General features: G+C 40.2%; 14 protein-coding genes and 1 pseudogene. 12 read left to right on the top strand and 3 right to left on the bottom strand.

Annotated elements, in window-relative coordinates; genetic code table 11:
* Window position 1 precedes the first annotated feature (1 nt).
* The 3 genes and pseudogenes from DXC10_RS07305 to DXC10_RS07295 form a co-directional block, all read right to left on the bottom strand.
* Complete coding sequence (locus DXC10_RS07305; RefSeq protein ID WP_117737605.1) at window positions 2-841, bottom strand: ROK family protein; 840 nt, start codon at window positions 839-841, stop codon at window positions 2-4.
* Window positions 842-1031: 190 nt separating this feature from the next.
* A pseudogene (locus DXC10_RS07300) lies at window positions 1032-1362 on the bottom strand (ADP-ribosylglycohydrolase family protein); the annotation flags it as partial.
* A gap of 104 nt (window positions 1363-1466) precedes the next feature.
* On the bottom strand, window positions 1467-2234 hold the full coding sequence (locus DXC10_RS07295) for a YaaA family protein (protein ID WP_101543724.1): 768 nt from the start codon (window positions 2232-2234) through the stop codon (window positions 1467-1469).
* Window positions 2235-2467: 233 nt separating this feature from the next.
* On the opposite strand from DXC10_RS07295, the gene recJ reads away from it, so the two are divergent.
* The 12 genes from recJ to DXC10_RS07235 all read left to right on the top strand — a co-directional run bounded on the left by recJ (window position 2468) and on the right by DXC10_RS07235 (window position 17587).
* A complete protein-coding gene (gene recJ / locus DXC10_RS07290) occupies window positions 2468-4183 on the top strand; it encodes a single-stranded-DNA-specific exonuclease RecJ (protein ID WP_117737604.1) in 1716 nt (571 codons plus the stop codon).
* 85 nt (window positions 4184-4268) lie between these two features.
* A complete protein-coding gene (locus DXC10_RS07285) occupies window positions 4269-6173 on the top strand; it encodes an ATP-dependent DNA helicase RecQ (protein ID WP_117737603.1) in 1905 nt (634 codons plus the stop codon).
* A 75-nt stretch (window positions 6174-6248) separates the two neighbouring features.
* Window positions 6249-7208, top strand: coding sequence for a tetratricopeptide repeat protein (locus DXC10_RS07280; protein WP_117737602.1), 960 nt, complete (start codon window positions 6249-6251; stop codon window positions 7206-7208).
* Between the two features lie 20 nt (window positions 7209-7228).
* Window positions 7229-7975, top strand: coding sequence for an endonuclease/exonuclease/phosphatase family protein (locus DXC10_RS07275; RefSeq protein ID WP_117737601.1), 747 nt, complete (start codon window positions 7229-7231; stop codon window positions 7973-7975).
* A 107-nt stretch (window positions 7976-8082) separates the two neighbouring features.
* Window positions 8083-9558 carry a sulfatase-like hydrolase/transferase gene (locus DXC10_RS07270; RefSeq protein ID WP_117737600.1) on the top strand — a complete coding sequence of 492 codons (1476 nt, stop codon included), beginning with the start codon at window positions 8083-8085 and terminating at the stop codon, window positions 9556-9558.
* 68 nt (window positions 9559-9626) lie between these two features.
* The gene (locus DXC10_RS07265) at window positions 9627-11210 is read left to right on the top strand and encodes an arylsulfatase (protein WP_117737599.1); all 1584 of its coding nucleotides are present in this window, start codon (window positions 9627-9629) and stop codon (window positions 11208-11210) included.
* Between the two features lie 316 nt (window positions 11211-11526).
* Window positions 11527-12375, top strand: coding sequence for a prephenate dehydratase (locus DXC10_RS07260; RefSeq protein WP_101543707.1), 849 nt, complete (start codon window positions 11527-11529; stop codon window positions 12373-12375).
* A complete protein-coding gene (locus DXC10_RS07255; RefSeq protein ID WP_117737598.1) occupies window positions 12356-13531 on the top strand; it encodes a pyridoxal phosphate-dependent aminotransferase in 1176 nt (391 codons plus the stop codon). The genes DXC10_RS07260 and DXC10_RS07255 overlap by 20 nt, the downstream gene beginning before the upstream one ends.
* Window positions 13532-13737: 206 nt before the next feature.
* The gene (locus DXC10_RS07250; protein ID WP_101543702.1) at window positions 13738-14805 is read left to right on the top strand and encodes a bifunctional 3-deoxy-7-phosphoheptulonate synthase/chorismate mutase type II; all 1068 of its coding nucleotides are present in this window, start codon (window positions 13738-13740) and stop codon (window positions 14803-14805) included.
* A 79-nt stretch (window positions 14806-14884) separates the two neighbouring features.
* Window positions 14885-15658, top strand: a complete 774-nt coding sequence (locus tag DXC10_RS07245; protein ID WP_117737597.1) for a prephenate dehydrogenase/arogenate dehydrogenase family protein — start codon at window positions 14885-14887, stop codon at window positions 15656-15658.
* Between the two features lie 265 nt (window positions 15659-15923).
* Window positions 15924-16772: a helix-turn-helix transcriptional regulator gene (locus DXC10_RS07240; protein ID WP_117737596.1), complete on the top strand. Its 849-nt coding sequence runs from the start codon at window positions 15924-15926 to the stop codon at window positions 16770-16772.
* Between the two features lie 275 nt (window positions 16773-17047).
* Window positions 17048-17587: a DUF3575 domain-containing protein gene (locus DXC10_RS07235; RefSeq protein ID WP_187120673.1), complete on the top strand. Its 540-nt coding sequence runs from the start codon at window positions 17048-17050 to the stop codon at window positions 17585-17587.
* The last annotated feature ends 12 nt before the right edge of the window (window positions 17588-17599 follow it).

Genomic DNA, 17599 nt, shown 5'->3' with positions numbered 1-17599 from the left:
TTTATATCATCGCGTTATTCACCAAAGCAGAAGCTCCCAACAATGCAACGTCTTTTATCTGCGAAACAATAATCCTTATCCGTTTCACCGTTTCCATATATGGAAACGTAGATATCGTTTTCCACATAGAAGTTTCATAAAAAGTAAAAGCCGACGCTATACTTCCTCCTATGATAATGGCTTCAGGATCGTAAGTAAACAATATAGCCTTCATCAATTCTCCCAAATGAGAACCAAACTCTTTCCATATCTCCAACGCATGTACATCACCAGCCGTAGCCTTCGCAGCCACTTCCTTTCCGGTAGTATTATAATAGCGTACAAAAAAAGCACTACTACAATAATGTTCAAAGTCATGGATTAAATAAGGTAATGAGCCTATTTCTCCGGCTCCCGTATTTTGTCCTCCGTACAGTTTGTCATTAATGATGATACCTGTACCTACTCCTGTTCCGAGAGTTACACCTACCACATTATGATAGGGCTGTCCCTCGCCAAATTGTTTCACTCCTAAAGAAAAACAGTTAGAATCATTATTGATGTATACTGGTATCGAAAAGCGTTTTTCAAGTAAACCTTTTAAAGGTACTTCCTTCCACGAAGGAATATTCATCACGTTATACACAATACCTTCTTTAACATCTACCACCGAAGGTACCCCCACACCAATTCCCTTTACTTCGGGACACATCATACGATCAACCAAACTTTCCAGACAAAGCAGTACGTCTTGTTCAATAGCCTGGGAGGGACATGGAACTATTTCTTTCTTGATGATAACCCCATCTTTTACCAAACCGGCCCTTATATTAGTTCCACCTAAATCAATGCCTATCTCCATTTTCTTAATTAATTTCAGAAGAAGTCCAGTAGAAGAATATCAAGGGGGATTTCTTCCACTTACACTTGCTTCCTTATTGCATTAAAGTTAATAATTATTATGGAGACAAAAATAAGTGTTCATTTACTTTTTCCATGCTCTTTTCGCGCAATATAATCTTCATTTTACGCAAAGCTAAGAACTATGAAAATCAAACACGAGAAGAATCAAAAAGGCATAAATAAGATTCTTTATTAAATTTCCGGGAAAAATGCCACATGACATTTATAAACTCATCCGGCAGTCTTTTTATAACCTCCTGTTTTATCCCTATAGGAACATTCTTATAGTAGGCTTCTGATATTCCACCAGTAATGGCTCCCATTGTATCCGCATCCCCTCCCAAAGATATTGCCAAACGAATGGCATCCTCGAAATCCGTACTTTCCAAGAATGCAATTATAGCTTCCTTGGCAACTTGAATCCATACGATAAGTTGGACGTATTTCATCACATGTCTTACTAAAGTTATAGCCAAAGGTCGTTTAATATATTCATTATTTTCGAAGTCATTGATTGTTAGATACAAATACATGGTTCACTTTGCAAAGTTGCTAAAAAGAAATATGAAAGCCAAAAGTAAGTTTCAGGAAATCAATGTAAACTGCAAATGATTATCCATACTATGATTTCCGTCAAAGGTAAAACCCTCCCACGAAAAAGCTTTCAGGTCTTCGGGACGCTCTATCCGATTCTTAATAATATAACGTAGCATTTCACCACGGCACATTTTAGTATATACAACAATCGTTTTTAATTTACCACCTTTCCATATCTGGAACTCAGGTGTAATGACACGTACTTCCGACTCTACATGCTTCCAATCGAACAAGCCTTTCATCTCGCTACTTGCCAAATTGATGAGTATACCACCTTGTTTTTTGATGGTTGTAATAAAAAGGTCTGTCAATAACAGTTTCCAATAATCAAACATGGAGTCACCACCTTTCTCCGACAAACGCACATCCCCTTCAAGACGATAAGGTTTAATGCCATCCAGAGGACAAAGTAATCCGTACAGAAAAGAGGTAATACGAAGATGTTCCTGAGCATATAGGAAATCATCTACTGTAAAATCTTCCAGCATAATGTGTTTATATACAATCCCCGTGTAGGCACAGATAGCAGGCATAGGGCGATTAGTTTCAGAACAGAAATCATGAAACCGAAACCAATTCTCAGTAGCAATCTTGGTATTCACCCGCAATAGTTTTTCCAGCTCTCCAACCGAATATTGTGACATTTCCAATACATTACTCACAGCCTCCGTTTCAAAGAATGGAACAGTAACTTTGGGCACGGTTAAGGTGTAACGTGATGCCATCGTCTTAGCACAAGAGATAAAAGTCAACATAATTAGTCCTCGCTTTAATAACTTCAAAAGTTGCCTACTTATTTAGACAATACAAAAATAAGATGATTTTATTATAGAATATACGACGTTATGAATATTTTCTATAGAATTCACCTCCGTTTCAAGAGTTTTTCATACCTTTACAGCTTGTTGGAGAAAAGTACGCATTAAGATAGCAGAAAGCTCCCCTTCTCCAACGTTCTGAGATAGAAAAAAGAAAAATAATATATAAAATGACTCACAAATGGAATTATCTACCCATTACATCCGAACAAGCAGAAGCTAGCCAACAACTAGCCCAAGAATTGGGGATTAGCCCGATACTTAGTAGACTGCTGATAGAGCGGGGAATAACAACAGCAGCAGCTGTCAAGAAGTTCTTCCGCCCGCAATTGCCGGATTTATACGACCCATTCCTAATGAAGGACATGGACGTAGCTGTAGAACGCCTGAACAAGGCGATGGGAAAGAAAGAGCGCATTCTGATTTATGGAGATTATGACGTAGATGGTACCACAGCCGTAGCACTAGTCTACAAGTTTATTCAACAGTTCTATTCGAACATAGATTATTACATTCCCGATCGCTACAACGAAGGGTACGGAGTTTCTGTTAAAGGTGTAGATTATGCTTCTGAAACAGGTGTAGGATTGATTATTGTATTGGATTGTGGTATCAAAGCCATAGATGAGATTAAATATGCAAAAGAAAAAGGTATAGATTTCATCATCTGTGACCATCATGTACCCGATGAAGTACTGCCGCCTGCCGTAGCCATCCTGAATGCTAAACGCGAGGATAATACTTATCCCTACGAACATCTTTCAGGTTGTGGTGTCGGTTTCAAATTCATGCAGGCATTTGCCATCAGCAATGGTATTGAGTTTCATCATTTAATTCCGCTGTTAGACCTTTGTGCTGTCAGTATTGCTTCGGATATTGTACCTATCATGGGAGAAAACCGTATCTTGGCTTATCATGGTTTGAAACAACTGAACAGTAACCCCAGTGTAGGTCTGAAAGCCATCATCGACGTTTGCGGATTGGCTGAAAAGGATATTACCGTCAGTGATATCGTATTCAAAATAGGTCCGCGTATCAATGCTTCCGGACGTATACAGAATGGGAAAGAAGCTGTAGACCTGCTGACTGAGAAAGATTTTTCCCTTGCTTTGGAAAAGGCCAGCCAAATAAACCAATACAATGAAACCCGTAAAGACCTTGACAAAACCATGACTGAAGAAGCTAATCGGATTGTAGAGGAATTAGATGGACTAGCAGACCGTCGTTCCATTGTTCTGTATAACGAAGACTGGCATAAAGGTGTCATTGGTATCGTCGCTTCCCGTCTGACAGAGGTATATTATCGCCCTGCCGTTGTATTGACGCGGACGGATAATATGGCGACGGGGTCTGCCCGTTCGGTTTCTGGTTTCGATGTATACAAAGCTATCGAATATTGCCGTGATCTTCTGGAAAACTTCGGAGGACATACCTATGCAGCAGGTCTTTCCATGAAAGTGGAGAATGTAACCGCTTTTACCGAGCGCTTTGAAGAATTCGTCTCACAACATATCCTACCCGAACAAACCAGTGCAGTTATTGATATTAATGCCGAAATCGACTTTAGAGATATCACTCCTAAGTTCTGTAACGACTTGAAGAAATTTAATCCGTTCGGTCCCGACAATACGAAGCCGGTATTTTGTACGCATAACGTATATGATTACGGTACAAGTAAGGTTGTGGGACGCGATCAGGAGCATATTAAACTAGAACTTGTAGACAACAAATCGAACAATGTTATGAACGGTATCGCCTTCGGACAAAGTTCGCATGTACGTTTCATCAAAACGAAACGTTCATTCGACATCTGTTATACAATTGAAGAAAATACTCATAAGCGAGGCGAAGTACAGTTACAAATCGAGGACATAAAGCCAAACTAAAAAGGTAGTAGGAGTGATAAAGTGATAGGATGATATTACTTTATCAGCTTATCATTTTATCACTCTACCCCTATCACTTCATATTATGTATCAGGAGATATTAAAGCAATATTGGGGTTATAATACCTTCCGCGGCATTCAGGAAGACATCATAAATAGTATTGGTGAGGGTAAAGACACTTTAGGGCTGATGCCTACAGGAGGTGGGAAGTCTATTACATTCCAAGTTCCTGCACTTGACAAGAAAGGGTTGTGTCTTGTCATCACCCCTCTGATTGCACTAATGAAAGATCAGGTGCAGAACCTAAAAAAACGGGGCATCAAGGCGCTTGCCATCTATTCGGGCATGAGCCGCCAAGAAATTATCGTTACCCTTGAAAACTGTATTTTCGGCAATTACAAATTCCTTTACATCTCTCCTGAACGGCTGGATACCGAAATCTTCCGCACCAAATTGCAGAAGATGAATATCAATATGATTACAGTGGACGAAAGTCATTGTATCTCACAGTGGGGATACGACTTCCGTCCCGCTTACCTGAAAATAGCCGAAATTCGTGAACTTTTGCCAAATGTACCCATACTTGCGCTAACTGCTACCGCAACACCAGAAGTGGTTAAAGATATCCAAACACGTCTCAATTTCCGAGAGGAGAATGTATTCCGTATGAGTTTTGAGCGGCAAAACCTTGCCTATATCGTACGCAACACGGAAAACAAGACTGGAGAATTATTACATATCCTACACAAAATACCCGGTAGTGCTATTGTATATGTACGTAACCGCCGCCGTACCAAGGAAATCACCGAATTACTGAACAACGAGAGTATCACCGCCGACTTTTATCATGCCGGTCTGGATGATACAACGAAAGACATCCGACAACATCGGTGGCAATCGGGCGAAAGTCGTGTCATGGTAGCCACTAATGCCTTTGGTATGGGAATAGACAAACCGGATGTACGTATCGTCATCCACATGGATTTACCGGATTCCATAGAGGCATACTTCCAGGAAGCGGGGCGCGCAGGACGTGACGGACAAAAAGCTTACGCCGTGGTACTTTTTACTAAATCGGATAAAACGACCCTACACAAACGAATTCCCGATACCTTCCCTGAAAAAGAATACATCAGAGAAGTATACGAACATCTACAATATTATTATCAGATGGCGATGGGTGATGGACAGGGGTGTATACGCGAATTCAACATCGAGGATTTCTGCCGGAAATTCAAATATTTCCCTGTACCAGTGGATAGTGCACTGAAAATACTAACCCAGGCTGGTTATCTGGAATATACCGACGAGCAAGATAATGCCTCACGGCTCCTTTTCACCATCCGTAGGGAAGAACTTTACAAACTACGGGAACTGGGTGACGACATGGATATGCTTATCCAAACCATACTACGTTCTTACACAGGTGTGTTTACCGATTATACTTTTATCAATGAAGATTCGATTGCCGTGCGTACGGGACTTACCCGCCGCCAAATATACGAACAGTTGATACGCCTTGCCAAGTTACACATCGTCAGTTACATTCCACATAAAAAGACACCTTATATAATATATACACGCGAACGAGTGGAAACAAAATATATTAATATTCCGCCCTCCGTATATGAAAAACGTAAAGAACGCTACGAAATGCGTATCGGAGCTATGTTAGACTATGTGACCAACGATACCGTATGTCGCAGCCGCATGTTATTACGCTACTTTGGCGAGAAAAATGAACATCAATGTGGACTGTGCGATACTTGTATTAAATTCCGTAACAAGAAAAAAAGTATTTCAGACAAACTTTCTGAGAAAGAAATTTCCAAAAGTATCTACCTGATACTGAGTGAACAACCCATGACGCCTGCTACCCTTTTAGAAAATTTACTAATAGATAAGGAACTTTTGACTAAAACAATTCATCAACTACTGAATGAAGGAAAAATTATTGCAGTCAATGGAATGCTGCAAATCAAAAAATAATTCATTACTTTTGTTGCTGAAATATGAAGTTACTTTTTTTTCACTTTTTAATCTTTAATTCTTAAATAACGAAATATGGGATTTTTTAAATCTTTTTTCTCCAGTAAACCAATTACTCCGGAAGAGGAAAAACAGAAAAACATTCAGAAGCACTTTGAAATATTCAAATACGATGGTATGCGTGCACAACGCATGGGACGTACGGATTATGCGATCCAATGCTTTACGGAAGCACTTGCTTTGCAGGAAGATTTTGAAACGATGGGTTACCTGGCACAAGTTTATATACAAACTGGTGCACTCGACGAGGCACACAAACTACTGGAGCGTATGACCGAAATAGAACCGGAACATACCTCAACTTTTCTAACCCTTGCCAATGTTTACTATATGCAAGAAGACTATCCGGCAATGGCCGAAACAGCTAAAAAAGTTATTGCCATTGAAGAAGGTAATGCCATGGCACACTATCTGCTGGGAAAAGCAGATAATGGTCAAAATGACGATATCATGTGTATCGCCCATCTGACAAAAGCCATTGTGCTGAAAGATGACTTCATCGAAGCCCGCTTGTTACGCGCAGAAGCTTTAATAAAAATGCATCAATACAAAGAAGCTATGGAAGATATTGAAGCCATCCTAGCTCAGGATGCTGATGACGAAAGTGCCTTGTTACTTCGCGGAAAAATAAAAGAGGCTATCGGTACAGAAAAAGATGCCGAAACTGATTACCGATATGTAACTGAACTGAATCCTTTCAACGAACAGGCTTTCCTCTATTTAGGACAACTCTACATTGTACAAAAGAAACTAAATGAAGCCATCGAACTGTTCGATGAAGCCATTGAACTAAATCCTAACTTCGCTCAAGCTTATCATGAACGTGGACGTGCCAAACTACTGAACGGTGACAAAGACGGTTCCGTTGAAGATATGAAAAAAGGATTGGAACTAAATCCCAAAGAAATACAGGAATTTAACGGACAATACGGTAATCAACCGAGTGAAAATACAACAAATATACTTGGCTTATAATCAACATATAATCTGTTATCATGAAACGTTATCTACTATTATTCGTCCTCTTACTGGTATTTGCAGCAGGTAAAGCACAACAGAAAAAAATAAATATTCTTTCTTATAATGTGCACAATTGCATCGGAATGGATAATAAACGCGACTATCAGCGTATTGCTGATGTTATTCTCAAAGTATCTCCCGATGTAGTAGCACTTCTGGAATTAGATAGTGTAACCCAGCGAAACAACAGAGTATTTGCACTGGAAAAACTCAAAGAATATACTAAGATGCACGGTATTTATGCGTCTGCTATTCCTTTTCAAGGTGGAAGTTACGGTATCGGTATCCTTTCCAAAGAAGTTCCTTTAAATCATAAAGTTATTCCTATGCCCGGACGTGAAGAAGAACGTACCATGATTGTTGCCGAATTTAAAGATTATATATTCTGCGCCACTCATCAATCGTTAACACCAGAAGATCAACTGATCTCTATTCCGATCATTCTAAAAGTACTGGAAGACATCAGTAAGCCTGTTTTTCTTGCAGGTGACATGAATTCATTGCCTACAGACAAGCCTCAACAAGAGTTAGGTAAACATTTTATTACTCTGAATGATATCAATATTCAGACATATCCGGCTAATTTACCCGATTCAACCCTTGATTACATTTATCTTGACCGCAAAAACGAGAACCGTTTTAAAGTAATCAAACGAGAAGTTATCAATGAGCCCGTAGCATCTGATCATCGTCCTGTACAGATTATTGTAGCACCCTATTGATTGCAAAAAGGAAGTTTGAGACTGTGAAAACAATATTTGATACAAAACTAACAATATTCTTGAGGTAAAAGGCATAATTTTGAGTATTCAAAATTAAATGATTTGCCATGACACATACACTTTTATCTGAATTAATAGCTACCTCTGCATTAACAATTCCTCAAATTTTATTTTCCGCGAACACCGGACAAAACCATCATACCCCCCAAGATAAACCAAATGTACTTTTTTTGTTCGTAGATGACATGACCTACGACGGATTGGATATTCTCGGTAACGATGAAATTATCTCTCCCAATCTGGACAAGTTGATATCAAATGGAGTCCGTTTCTCCAATGCATATATAATGGGTGGATGGAATGGTGCTATCAGTATTGCCAGCCGTTCACAGTTAATAACCGGCCGTTACATTTGGAACACCTATAAGGCCGAAAGTAAGAAATATGAAACTGAATTTGCCAATGGGGAAATGTGGCCTCAAGTCATGAAACAAGCAGGTTATAAAACTTTTCAAACTGGAAAATGGCACATGAAATTCATTACTGCACATCAGTTGTTTGATAAGAGTGTAAAAGTACGAGGGGGAATGCCTAAAGATACGAAAGATGCCTACAATCGTCCGACAAACAAAGAAGATAATGCCTGGCTTCCCTGGGACAAATCAAAAGGTGGATATTGGAGTGAAGGAAAGCATTGGAGTGAAATATTGGCCGATGAAACAATAGCATATATGAATGAAAATAAAAACTCCAAAGAACCTTTATTCATGTTTTGCGCTTTTAATGCTCCGCATGATCCTCGGCAAGCTCCCAAAGAATATGTAGATATGTATGACGTGGACAAAGTTTCTGTCCCGCAAAATTTTCTGCCAGAACATCCTTTCGGAGAAGCGATGAAATCCGGAAGAACCTTACGAGACGAACGTCTTGCTCCGTTTCCCCGTACCCATTACTCCGTACAAAAACATCGTCAGGAATATTATGCATTGATTACACACATGGACGCTCAGGTAGGAAGAATTTTAGAGGCTCTGAAAAAGAACGGCATGGACAAAAATACTCTGATTGTTTTTGCAGCAGATAACGGTTTGTCCGTGGGACATCATGGCTTAATTGGGAAACAAAGTATGTATGATCACAGCGTAAAAGTACCTTTAGCGTTTTGCGGTTTGGGATTGCCTAAAGGAGAGGTACGCAATCAGTTAGTCTATCTGCAAGACCTCGTACCTACCGTTTATGATTTGGTAGGCATCCCAAAGCCTGATCATCTGGATTTTATTTCTCAGGTCAGTGCGTTAAAAAACACTAAAGCTTCTTCTCAGCGTAAAGCCGTTTATTCTGCCTATTTGCAAGAAGCTCAACGTATGGTGACAGACGGACATTATAAACTATTCTTTATTCCGGCAGCCAAAAAGGTTTATCTCTTTGATTTGGAGAAAGATCCGCAAGAAACACAAGACCTTTTTGGTTTACCTCAATACAAAAAGATAGTTAAAAAATTATGTGCCGAATATCTGAAATTATCGGAAGAGAGCGGAGATACATTTAATATAGCAGCCACATACCCTGAATTATTCCTATAAACGTAATAAAATACTTATTTATCTGTTACACAAACCTTCTTCACGGAAGCACAAAACTATTATTTACAATGAAAAAGTCATCTTATTTCAGTTTACTGTCTATTCCTATGTGTATAGGGCAGTATTTACAGGCACAAACTACTGGACAAATAAAAGTTACTCTCCAGCAAAGGCCTAATATTGTCTTTATTCTTGCAGACGATATGGGTTATGGGGATGTTTCCGCCTTCAATGAGAATTCCCATATCCAGACAAACAACATTGACCAAATGGCAGCCAATGGGGTAATCTTTACCGATGCACACTCTTGTTCTTCAGTCAGTACTCCTACCCGCTATGGTATCATAACAGGACGTTATAACTGGCGTTCCAAACTAAAAAGCGGTGTATTGTACGGTTACTCCCGTCCCATTATCCCTACCACACGTAGTACCATTGCAACAATGCTGAAATCCAACGGATATACCACTGCATGCATAGGTAAATGGCATCTGGGTTGGAACTGGGGAACAAAAGCCGGACATGAAAAACCGGATGCAGATGCGCTGACAGATGAGGATGTAGATTATACAAAACCTATCAGCAACGGACCTGTCGATTTGGGATTTGATTATTTCTATGGTTTTTGTGGTTCACTGGATATGGCACCATACGTTTACGTTGAAAACAACCAACCTACCGCCACCCAGATAGGTACAGTTCCCGCAGGAAAGAAACCCGGTTTCTGGCGGGGCGGAGCAATCGGTAATGATTTCACACACCAGGATTGCTTACCAAATCTCACCAACAGAGCCATAAAATACATTGACGAACATGCATACGATAAACAGCCTTTCTTTCTCTACTTACCACTCCCTGCACCCCATACTCCTATCCTTCCTGATAAAAAATTCAAAGGGAAAACCGGACTGGGAGATTATGGCGATTTTGTATTGATGGTGGATGATGTAGTCGGACAGGTTCGCGAGGCACTTCGCCGTAATGGTATCGATTCGAATACTTTGTTAGTTTTTACTACAGATAACGGTTGTTCTCCAGCCGGAGGTATTCCTGAGATGGCCGCCAAAGGCCATCATGCCAACTACATCTGGCGAGGTATGAAAGCTGATCTTTTCGATGGTGGGCATCGCGTTCCTACTATCGTAGAGTGGAATAATGTGGCAAGTAAAGGAAAATGTACTCAAACCATATGTTTGAATGACTTTTACGCCACTTTTGCCGCCTTGAACGGATACAAGCTGAAAGATAACGAAGCAGAAGACAGTTACAATATCCTTCCACTCATTCAAAATCCCTGTTACCCTCAAATAATTCGTGAAGCCACCGTACATCATTCCATCCGTGGACAATTTGCCATCCGTAAGGGCGATTGGAAATTATTATGCTCTCCCAGTTCCGGCGGGTGGAGTTTTCCCAAACCGGGAGTTGACAAAGACGTAATAGCCAACCTTCCCCCTATACAACTCTTCAATATGAAAGACGATCCGATCGAAAGCAAGAACGTATATCGTGAACATCCCGAAATCGTAAAAGAGCTGAAACAATTGCTACAGAAATATATTCGGGAAGGAAGAAGTACTCCAGGAAGCAATCAAACAAACGATGCCGTAAATAAGTGGGAACAAATAAAAGGCATCATGCAAGACGATTAAACTATTGCCATAAATTCAGTTTTAAAAATGTATTCATAAAAAAAGTTCATTTTTTATTTGCATATAAAAGAAAAGTATTACTTTTGTCGCGTAATTTAAAAACAAAAGAATAATAAGAATGAAATCATTTACTTATGCATATTACTTCTTTTTTTACTTTTACTTTAGCCAGAAAGTAGAGCGGGAGTTTGTATGTATCAAGTGACAGTGATGCTTAAGAACAGAATAGAGAACTAAGTAATATATAAAGTCCCGCTCCATTGTATGGAAGCGGGATTTTTTTATAGCATAAACAAAGAAAACAAATAGTGAAAGGATGAAAAAAGTAGCCATTCAAGGAATATTAGGTTCGTATCACGACATCGCCGCACACAAGTACTTCGAAGGAGAAGAAATAGAATTAATCTGTTGTGCTAACTTTGAAGATGTATTTACCACTGTCAAAAAGGACAGTCAGACCATTGGTATGCTGGCGATAGAAAATACGATCGCAGGTAGTTTGCTACACAACAATGAGCTGCTACGCCAAAGCGGCACACAGATTGTAGGTGAATATAAATTACGCATTTCACATAGTTTCGTTTGCTTGCCCGAAGAAGACTGGGACGACATCACAGAAGTAAACTCCCATCCCATAGCCTTAATGCAGTGCCGCGAGTTTCTGGGACAACATCCACGTATCAAAGTGGTTGAAGGAGAAGACACAGCCCTCAGTGCCGAGATTATCAAGAAAGAGAACTTGAAAGGACATGCCGCTATCTGTTCCAAAGTTGCTGCCGAACGTTATGGAATGAAAGTGCTGCAAGAAGGTATTGAAACCAATAAACATAATTTCACCCGTTTTCTAGTGGTAGCGGATCCTTGGCAAGTGGACGAACTGAATCGTCACCGCACTAAGGATGTCAACAAGGCTAGTATAGTATTCACTCTGCCACATACAGAAGGTAGTTTGTCGCAAGTATTGTCCATCCTGTCATTCTATCGTATTAACCTGACGAAGATACAATCACTACCCATCATTGGACGAGAATGGGAATATCAGTTTTATGTAGATATAGTTTTCGACAATGTACTAAGATATAAACAATCTATTGCGGCTATCACTCCGCTCACCAAAGAACTTAAAATATTAGGAGAATACGAAGATGGAAAATCAAATATCTAAAATAAAACCTGCCGACCGGCTGGTAAACGTAAGTGAATACTATTTTTCAAAGAAACTGAAAGAAGTTGCGCAGATGAATGCCGAAGGAAAGGATATTATCAGCCTGGGTATCGGTAGTCCCGATATGCCTCCTTCTGAAAAAACCATAGAAACACTATGCAAAGAAGCCCGAAATCCCGATGGTCATGGTTACATGCCTTATATAGGTATCCCAGAACTGCGTCGCAGCTTTGCCAGATGGTACAAGAAGTGGTATGATGTAGACCTGAACCCCAACACAGAAATCCAGCCACTTATCGGTTCCAAGGAAGGTATCCTGCATGTCACACTGGCCTTTGTCAATCCGGGAGAGCAAGTATTAGTTCCCAATCCCGGTTATCCAACCTACACTTCCCTCAGTAAGATACTCGGTGCAGAAGTGGTGAACTATAATCTAAAAGAGGAAAACGGCTGGATACCCGACTTTGAAGAACTGGAAAAGATGGATATGAGTCGTGTAAAACTGATGTGGACCAACTATCCTAATATGCCGACAGGAGCAAATGCCACACCGGAGCTTTATGAAAAACTGGTAGACTTTGCCCACCGCAAAAACATCGTCATCGTCAATGATAATCCGTACAGTTTTATCCTGAACGAACATCCCATCAGTATCCTCAATGTACCGGGAGCTAAAGACTGTTGCATCGAATTCAATTCCATGAGTAAAAGTCACAATATGCCAGGATGGCGTATCGGCATGCTTGCCTCGAACGCAAATTTCGTACAATGGATATTAAAAGTGAAAAGTAATATCGACAGCGGAATGTTCCGTGCCATGCAACTGGCTGCCGCTATTGCCCTCGAAGCCGGACAAGATTGGTACGATGACAATAATAAGAACTATCGTAACCGTCGTCGGCTTGCCGGAAAGATTATGCACGAACTGGGATGTACATACGATGAAAATCAAGTCGGCATGTTCCTTTGGGGAAAAATACCCGATAGTTGTGAAGACGTAGAAGAACTCACCGAAAAGGTTTTACATGAAGCGCGTGTGTTCATTACTCCGGGATTTATCTTCGGAAGTAACGGAAAACGGTTTATCCGTATTTCACTTTGCTGTAAGGACCACAAACTAACAGAAGCATTGAAACGTATTAAAGAGATGAGGTAATATTTTTATAAAAGTTTTTCTAGGAAACAGAAATTATTTTACTAAAATATTACCGAAAAGTTACTAAAAGCCAGAGAAAAATTTAGTACAAAATTCAGCAAGACTAGTAAATCCTAAAACCGGCTTCAGAAGAGTATTTCGGAGAGTATTAAGAAGGATAAGAAGTATATATACAATAATAGACAAATTAAACAAAGATAAAGAATATGGAACTCGAATTAGAATCAATTTTATTACCGGGCATTGAGGACAAGCGTCCTATGGTTATTGCAGGTCCGTGTAGTGCAGAGACAGAAGAACAAGTTATGAGTACAGCTAAACAGCTGTCTGAGAAAGGTATGAAAATATTTCGTGCAGGTATTTGGAAACCACGTACCAAACCAGGTGGCTTCGAAGGTATTGGCGTAGAAGGACTTGCCTGGTTGAAAGAAGTAAAGAAAGAAACTGGCATGTATGTTTCTACGGAAGTAGCTACCGCAAAACACGTGTATGAGTGCCTGAAAGCCGGAATAGATATTCTATGGGTAGGTGCCCGTACCACTGCTAATCCTTTTGCCGTACAGGAAATAGCTGATGCATTGAAAGGAGTAGATATCCCAGTTTTGGTAAAGAACCCAGTAAATCCTGACCTTGAATTGTGGATCGGTGCCTTGGAACGTATCAATAATGCCGGTCTGAAACGTCTTGGCGCTATACACCGTGGTTTCAGCAGCTACGACAAGAAGCTATACCGTAACTTGCCACAATGGCATATTCCTATCGAACTACGTCGTCGAATTCCGAACCTTCCTATTATCTGTGATCCGAGCCACATCGGTGGAAAACGTGAATTAGTCGCCCCACTTTGCCAGCAGGCAATGGATTTGGGCTTCAACGGTTTAATCATCGAAAGTCACTGTAATCCAGATTGTGCATGGAGTGATGCGGCACAACAAGTGACACCGGATGTACTGGATTACATTCTTAACCTACTCGTTATCCGTAAGGAGACGCAGAGTACTGAAAACCTCAGTGAATTACGTAAGCAGATTGATGAATGCGATAACAATCTCATCCAGGAATTGGCAAAACGTATGCGAATTGCCCGTGAAATCGGCACTTACAAGAAAGAGCATGACATGACTATCCTGCAAACAGGACGTTACAATGAAATTCTCGAAAAACGCGGTTCACAAGGTTCACTCTGTGGTATGGATGCGGAATTTATCAAAAAAGTATTTGAAGCTATACACGAAGAAAGCGTGAGGCAACAAATGGAAATAATCAATAAGTGATAAGGTGATAAAATGATAGAGTGATATTACTCTATCACATTACCATACAATCACACTATCACTTCATAAAATCAAATATATGCGAATATTAATACTTGGAGCCGGAAAAATGGGCTCTTTCTTTACAGACATTCTGAGTTTTCAACACGAAACGGCTGTGTTTGACGTAAACCCGCATCAGTTACGATTTGTTTATAACACTTACCGCCTCACTACTTTGGATGAAATCAAAGAGTTCGAACCGGAACTAGTTATCAATGCCGTGACGGTAAAGTATACGCTGGATGCATTTCGCCAAGTCCTGCCTATATTACCTAAAGATTGTATCATCAGCGATATCGCTTCGGTGAAGACAGGGCTGAAGAGTTTCTACGAAAAAAGCGGCTTCCGTTATGTGTCAACACACCCTATGTTCGGACCAACCTTTGCCAGTCTCAGCAATCTGAATACAGAAAATGCCATTATCATCAGTGAAGGCGATCATTTGGGTAAGATCTTTTTCAAAGATCTTTACCAAACGATGAAACTCAATATTTTTGAATACACCTTTGATGAACATGACGAAACTGTAGCCTATTCTCTGTCCATTCCTTTTGTTTCCACCTTCGTTTTCGCGGCAGTGATGAAACATCAGGAAGCACCAGGTACCACCTTCAAAAAACACATGGCAATTGCCAAAGGATTACTTAGTGAAGATGATTACCTGCTTCAAGAGATATTATTCAATCCACGTACACCCTCACAAGTAGCAAATATACGTACCGAGTTAAAGAACCTTCTTGAAATTATTGAAAACAAAGATGCGGAAGGAATGAAAAAGTATCTGACGAAGATCAGGGAAAAGATTAAATAAGCACTCTTGCCGGGGTTTTCCGTTATAAGAATTCCCATAAAGGAACTTTTGAGGAAAGCCCCGGCAAATTCACCACCACATCCCCCTGCCATTCTAAAAAAACGTCATTTCTTTTCCTCATCCGATATATTATTCCTACCTTTGTCGCAAAGGCATGCGACTATATAATTTAATAAGACTACTAAGTTTCTGATTTAAAATTAGTTTATGTTATTTCATATAGCAAATTGTTTTAAATTATTAACTGAAGGAAAGTCTGTAAATTATGAGCTTGTTTTATAAAGAAGAACACCTAACCTGCTATAACTACAAGCTATCGGCATCTGCCAATTTTGCAATGACCCGCTTCAAGAAAAACGACGCCCCTCAAGTAATCAACATAGACCGTTCCGTCCTATTCTTCATACTATCAGGTAAAGTATCGGTAACCTGTAACCAATATAAAAACAGGGAACATCAACAGGGAGAAGTCGCCCTGATACCCCGAAACCATTGCTGCTATGTGCGTATCATCGAAGATACAACAGTCGTCAGTTGTTCTTTCCTGCTGAACATTGATTTCTGCAATCACTTCTCGTTCCGCAATCTTTCCAATTTCATACCGGACAACTTTGTTTACGATTTCACCATATTGCCCATTCGCAAGAGGGTTTCCGAGTTTCTGAACCTTCTCGCCCACTGTCTTGAGGATGGAATAGAGTGCATGCACTTTCATGAACTGATGAATAAAGAGCTATTCATCTTTTTCCGCACCTATTACTCCAAAGAAGAACTGGCTTCCTTCTTTTATCCGTTGCTGGGAAAGGATTTGGACTTCAAGGATTTTGTAATGAGCAATTACCTCCTGATAAAAGACCTGAGCGAATTTGCTTCCCAAGCCAACATGAGCCTGCCCACCTTCAAACGCCATTTCCGGGAAACTTTCGGACAACCTGCCCATAAATGGATCACAGAAAGAAAAGCCGAATGGATCTACAAAGACATACTGCTGACAAACATGCCGTTCGCTGAAATCGGAGAAAAATATCACTTCCTGTCTCCCGCCTACTTCTCGGCCTTCTGCAAAAAGAATTTCGGCCTTTCTCCGCAAAAGATACGCGACCTCCAAGAATAAGCAATTCTTTTCCAACCGATTGCATTTTTCCTGACCGATCCCCGCATAAGCAGAAAAAGAAAAACAGGACAAAAAAACTTTCAAAGGGAGCTTTCTTTTCATTAAAAAGAAAAATATTAACAATACAAGACTGATACAGTAATCTATTTTGATACGAAATCTAAAGAACTTGACTCTTTTTCAAAACAAGGGACTATTATTTGTAAGTTAATTTTGCAAAATCAGAACAACAGACAAACGATATTCTCGTAAACTAAACATTACATCCGATCAGAATGAAGAGAGCACTACTATATATAATAGGTATATTAGGGTGGGGATTTGGCTCAGAAATACAGGCTCAAGACATTTCACTAAAAACCAACACACTTTACTGGCTATCCACCACTCCCAATATAGGTATGGAAATAGCACTAAGCCGGAAAAGTACGATTGACTTAACCGCTGCCTACAACCCATGGACATTTAAAGATGGTGACAAACTTCGTTTTTGGTTACTCCAACCCGAAGTAAGATACTGGTTCTGCGAGAAGTTCGAAGGCCACTTTGCGGGCGTTCACCTGCATGGAGCGCAATTCTTCGGAGAGCTCGGCAGCAAGCGCTACGACGGCTATTTGGCAGGTGCCGGACTTACCTACGGTTATCAATGGATTCTTTCGCCTCACTGGAATCTGGAAGCCGCCGTCGGCATAGGCTACGCACACCTTTGGTATAAGGAAAGTGAGCGCATCCCCTGTCTGAAGTGTTACAGGCAAAGACACAAGAACTACTTCGGTCCCACCAAAGCAGCCGTATCATTAATCTACATTTTCTAAAAGACACACCTG

It is taken from the genome of Bacteroides sp. OM08-11 (assembly GCF_003438665.1).
GTDB classification, from domain to species: domain Bacteria; phylum Bacteroidota; class Bacteroidia; order Bacteroidales; family Bacteroidaceae; genus Bacteroides; species Bacteroides cutis.
Note: the sequence above shows the minus strand (reverse complement) of the source record. Positions and strands in the feature narration are given on the sequence as shown.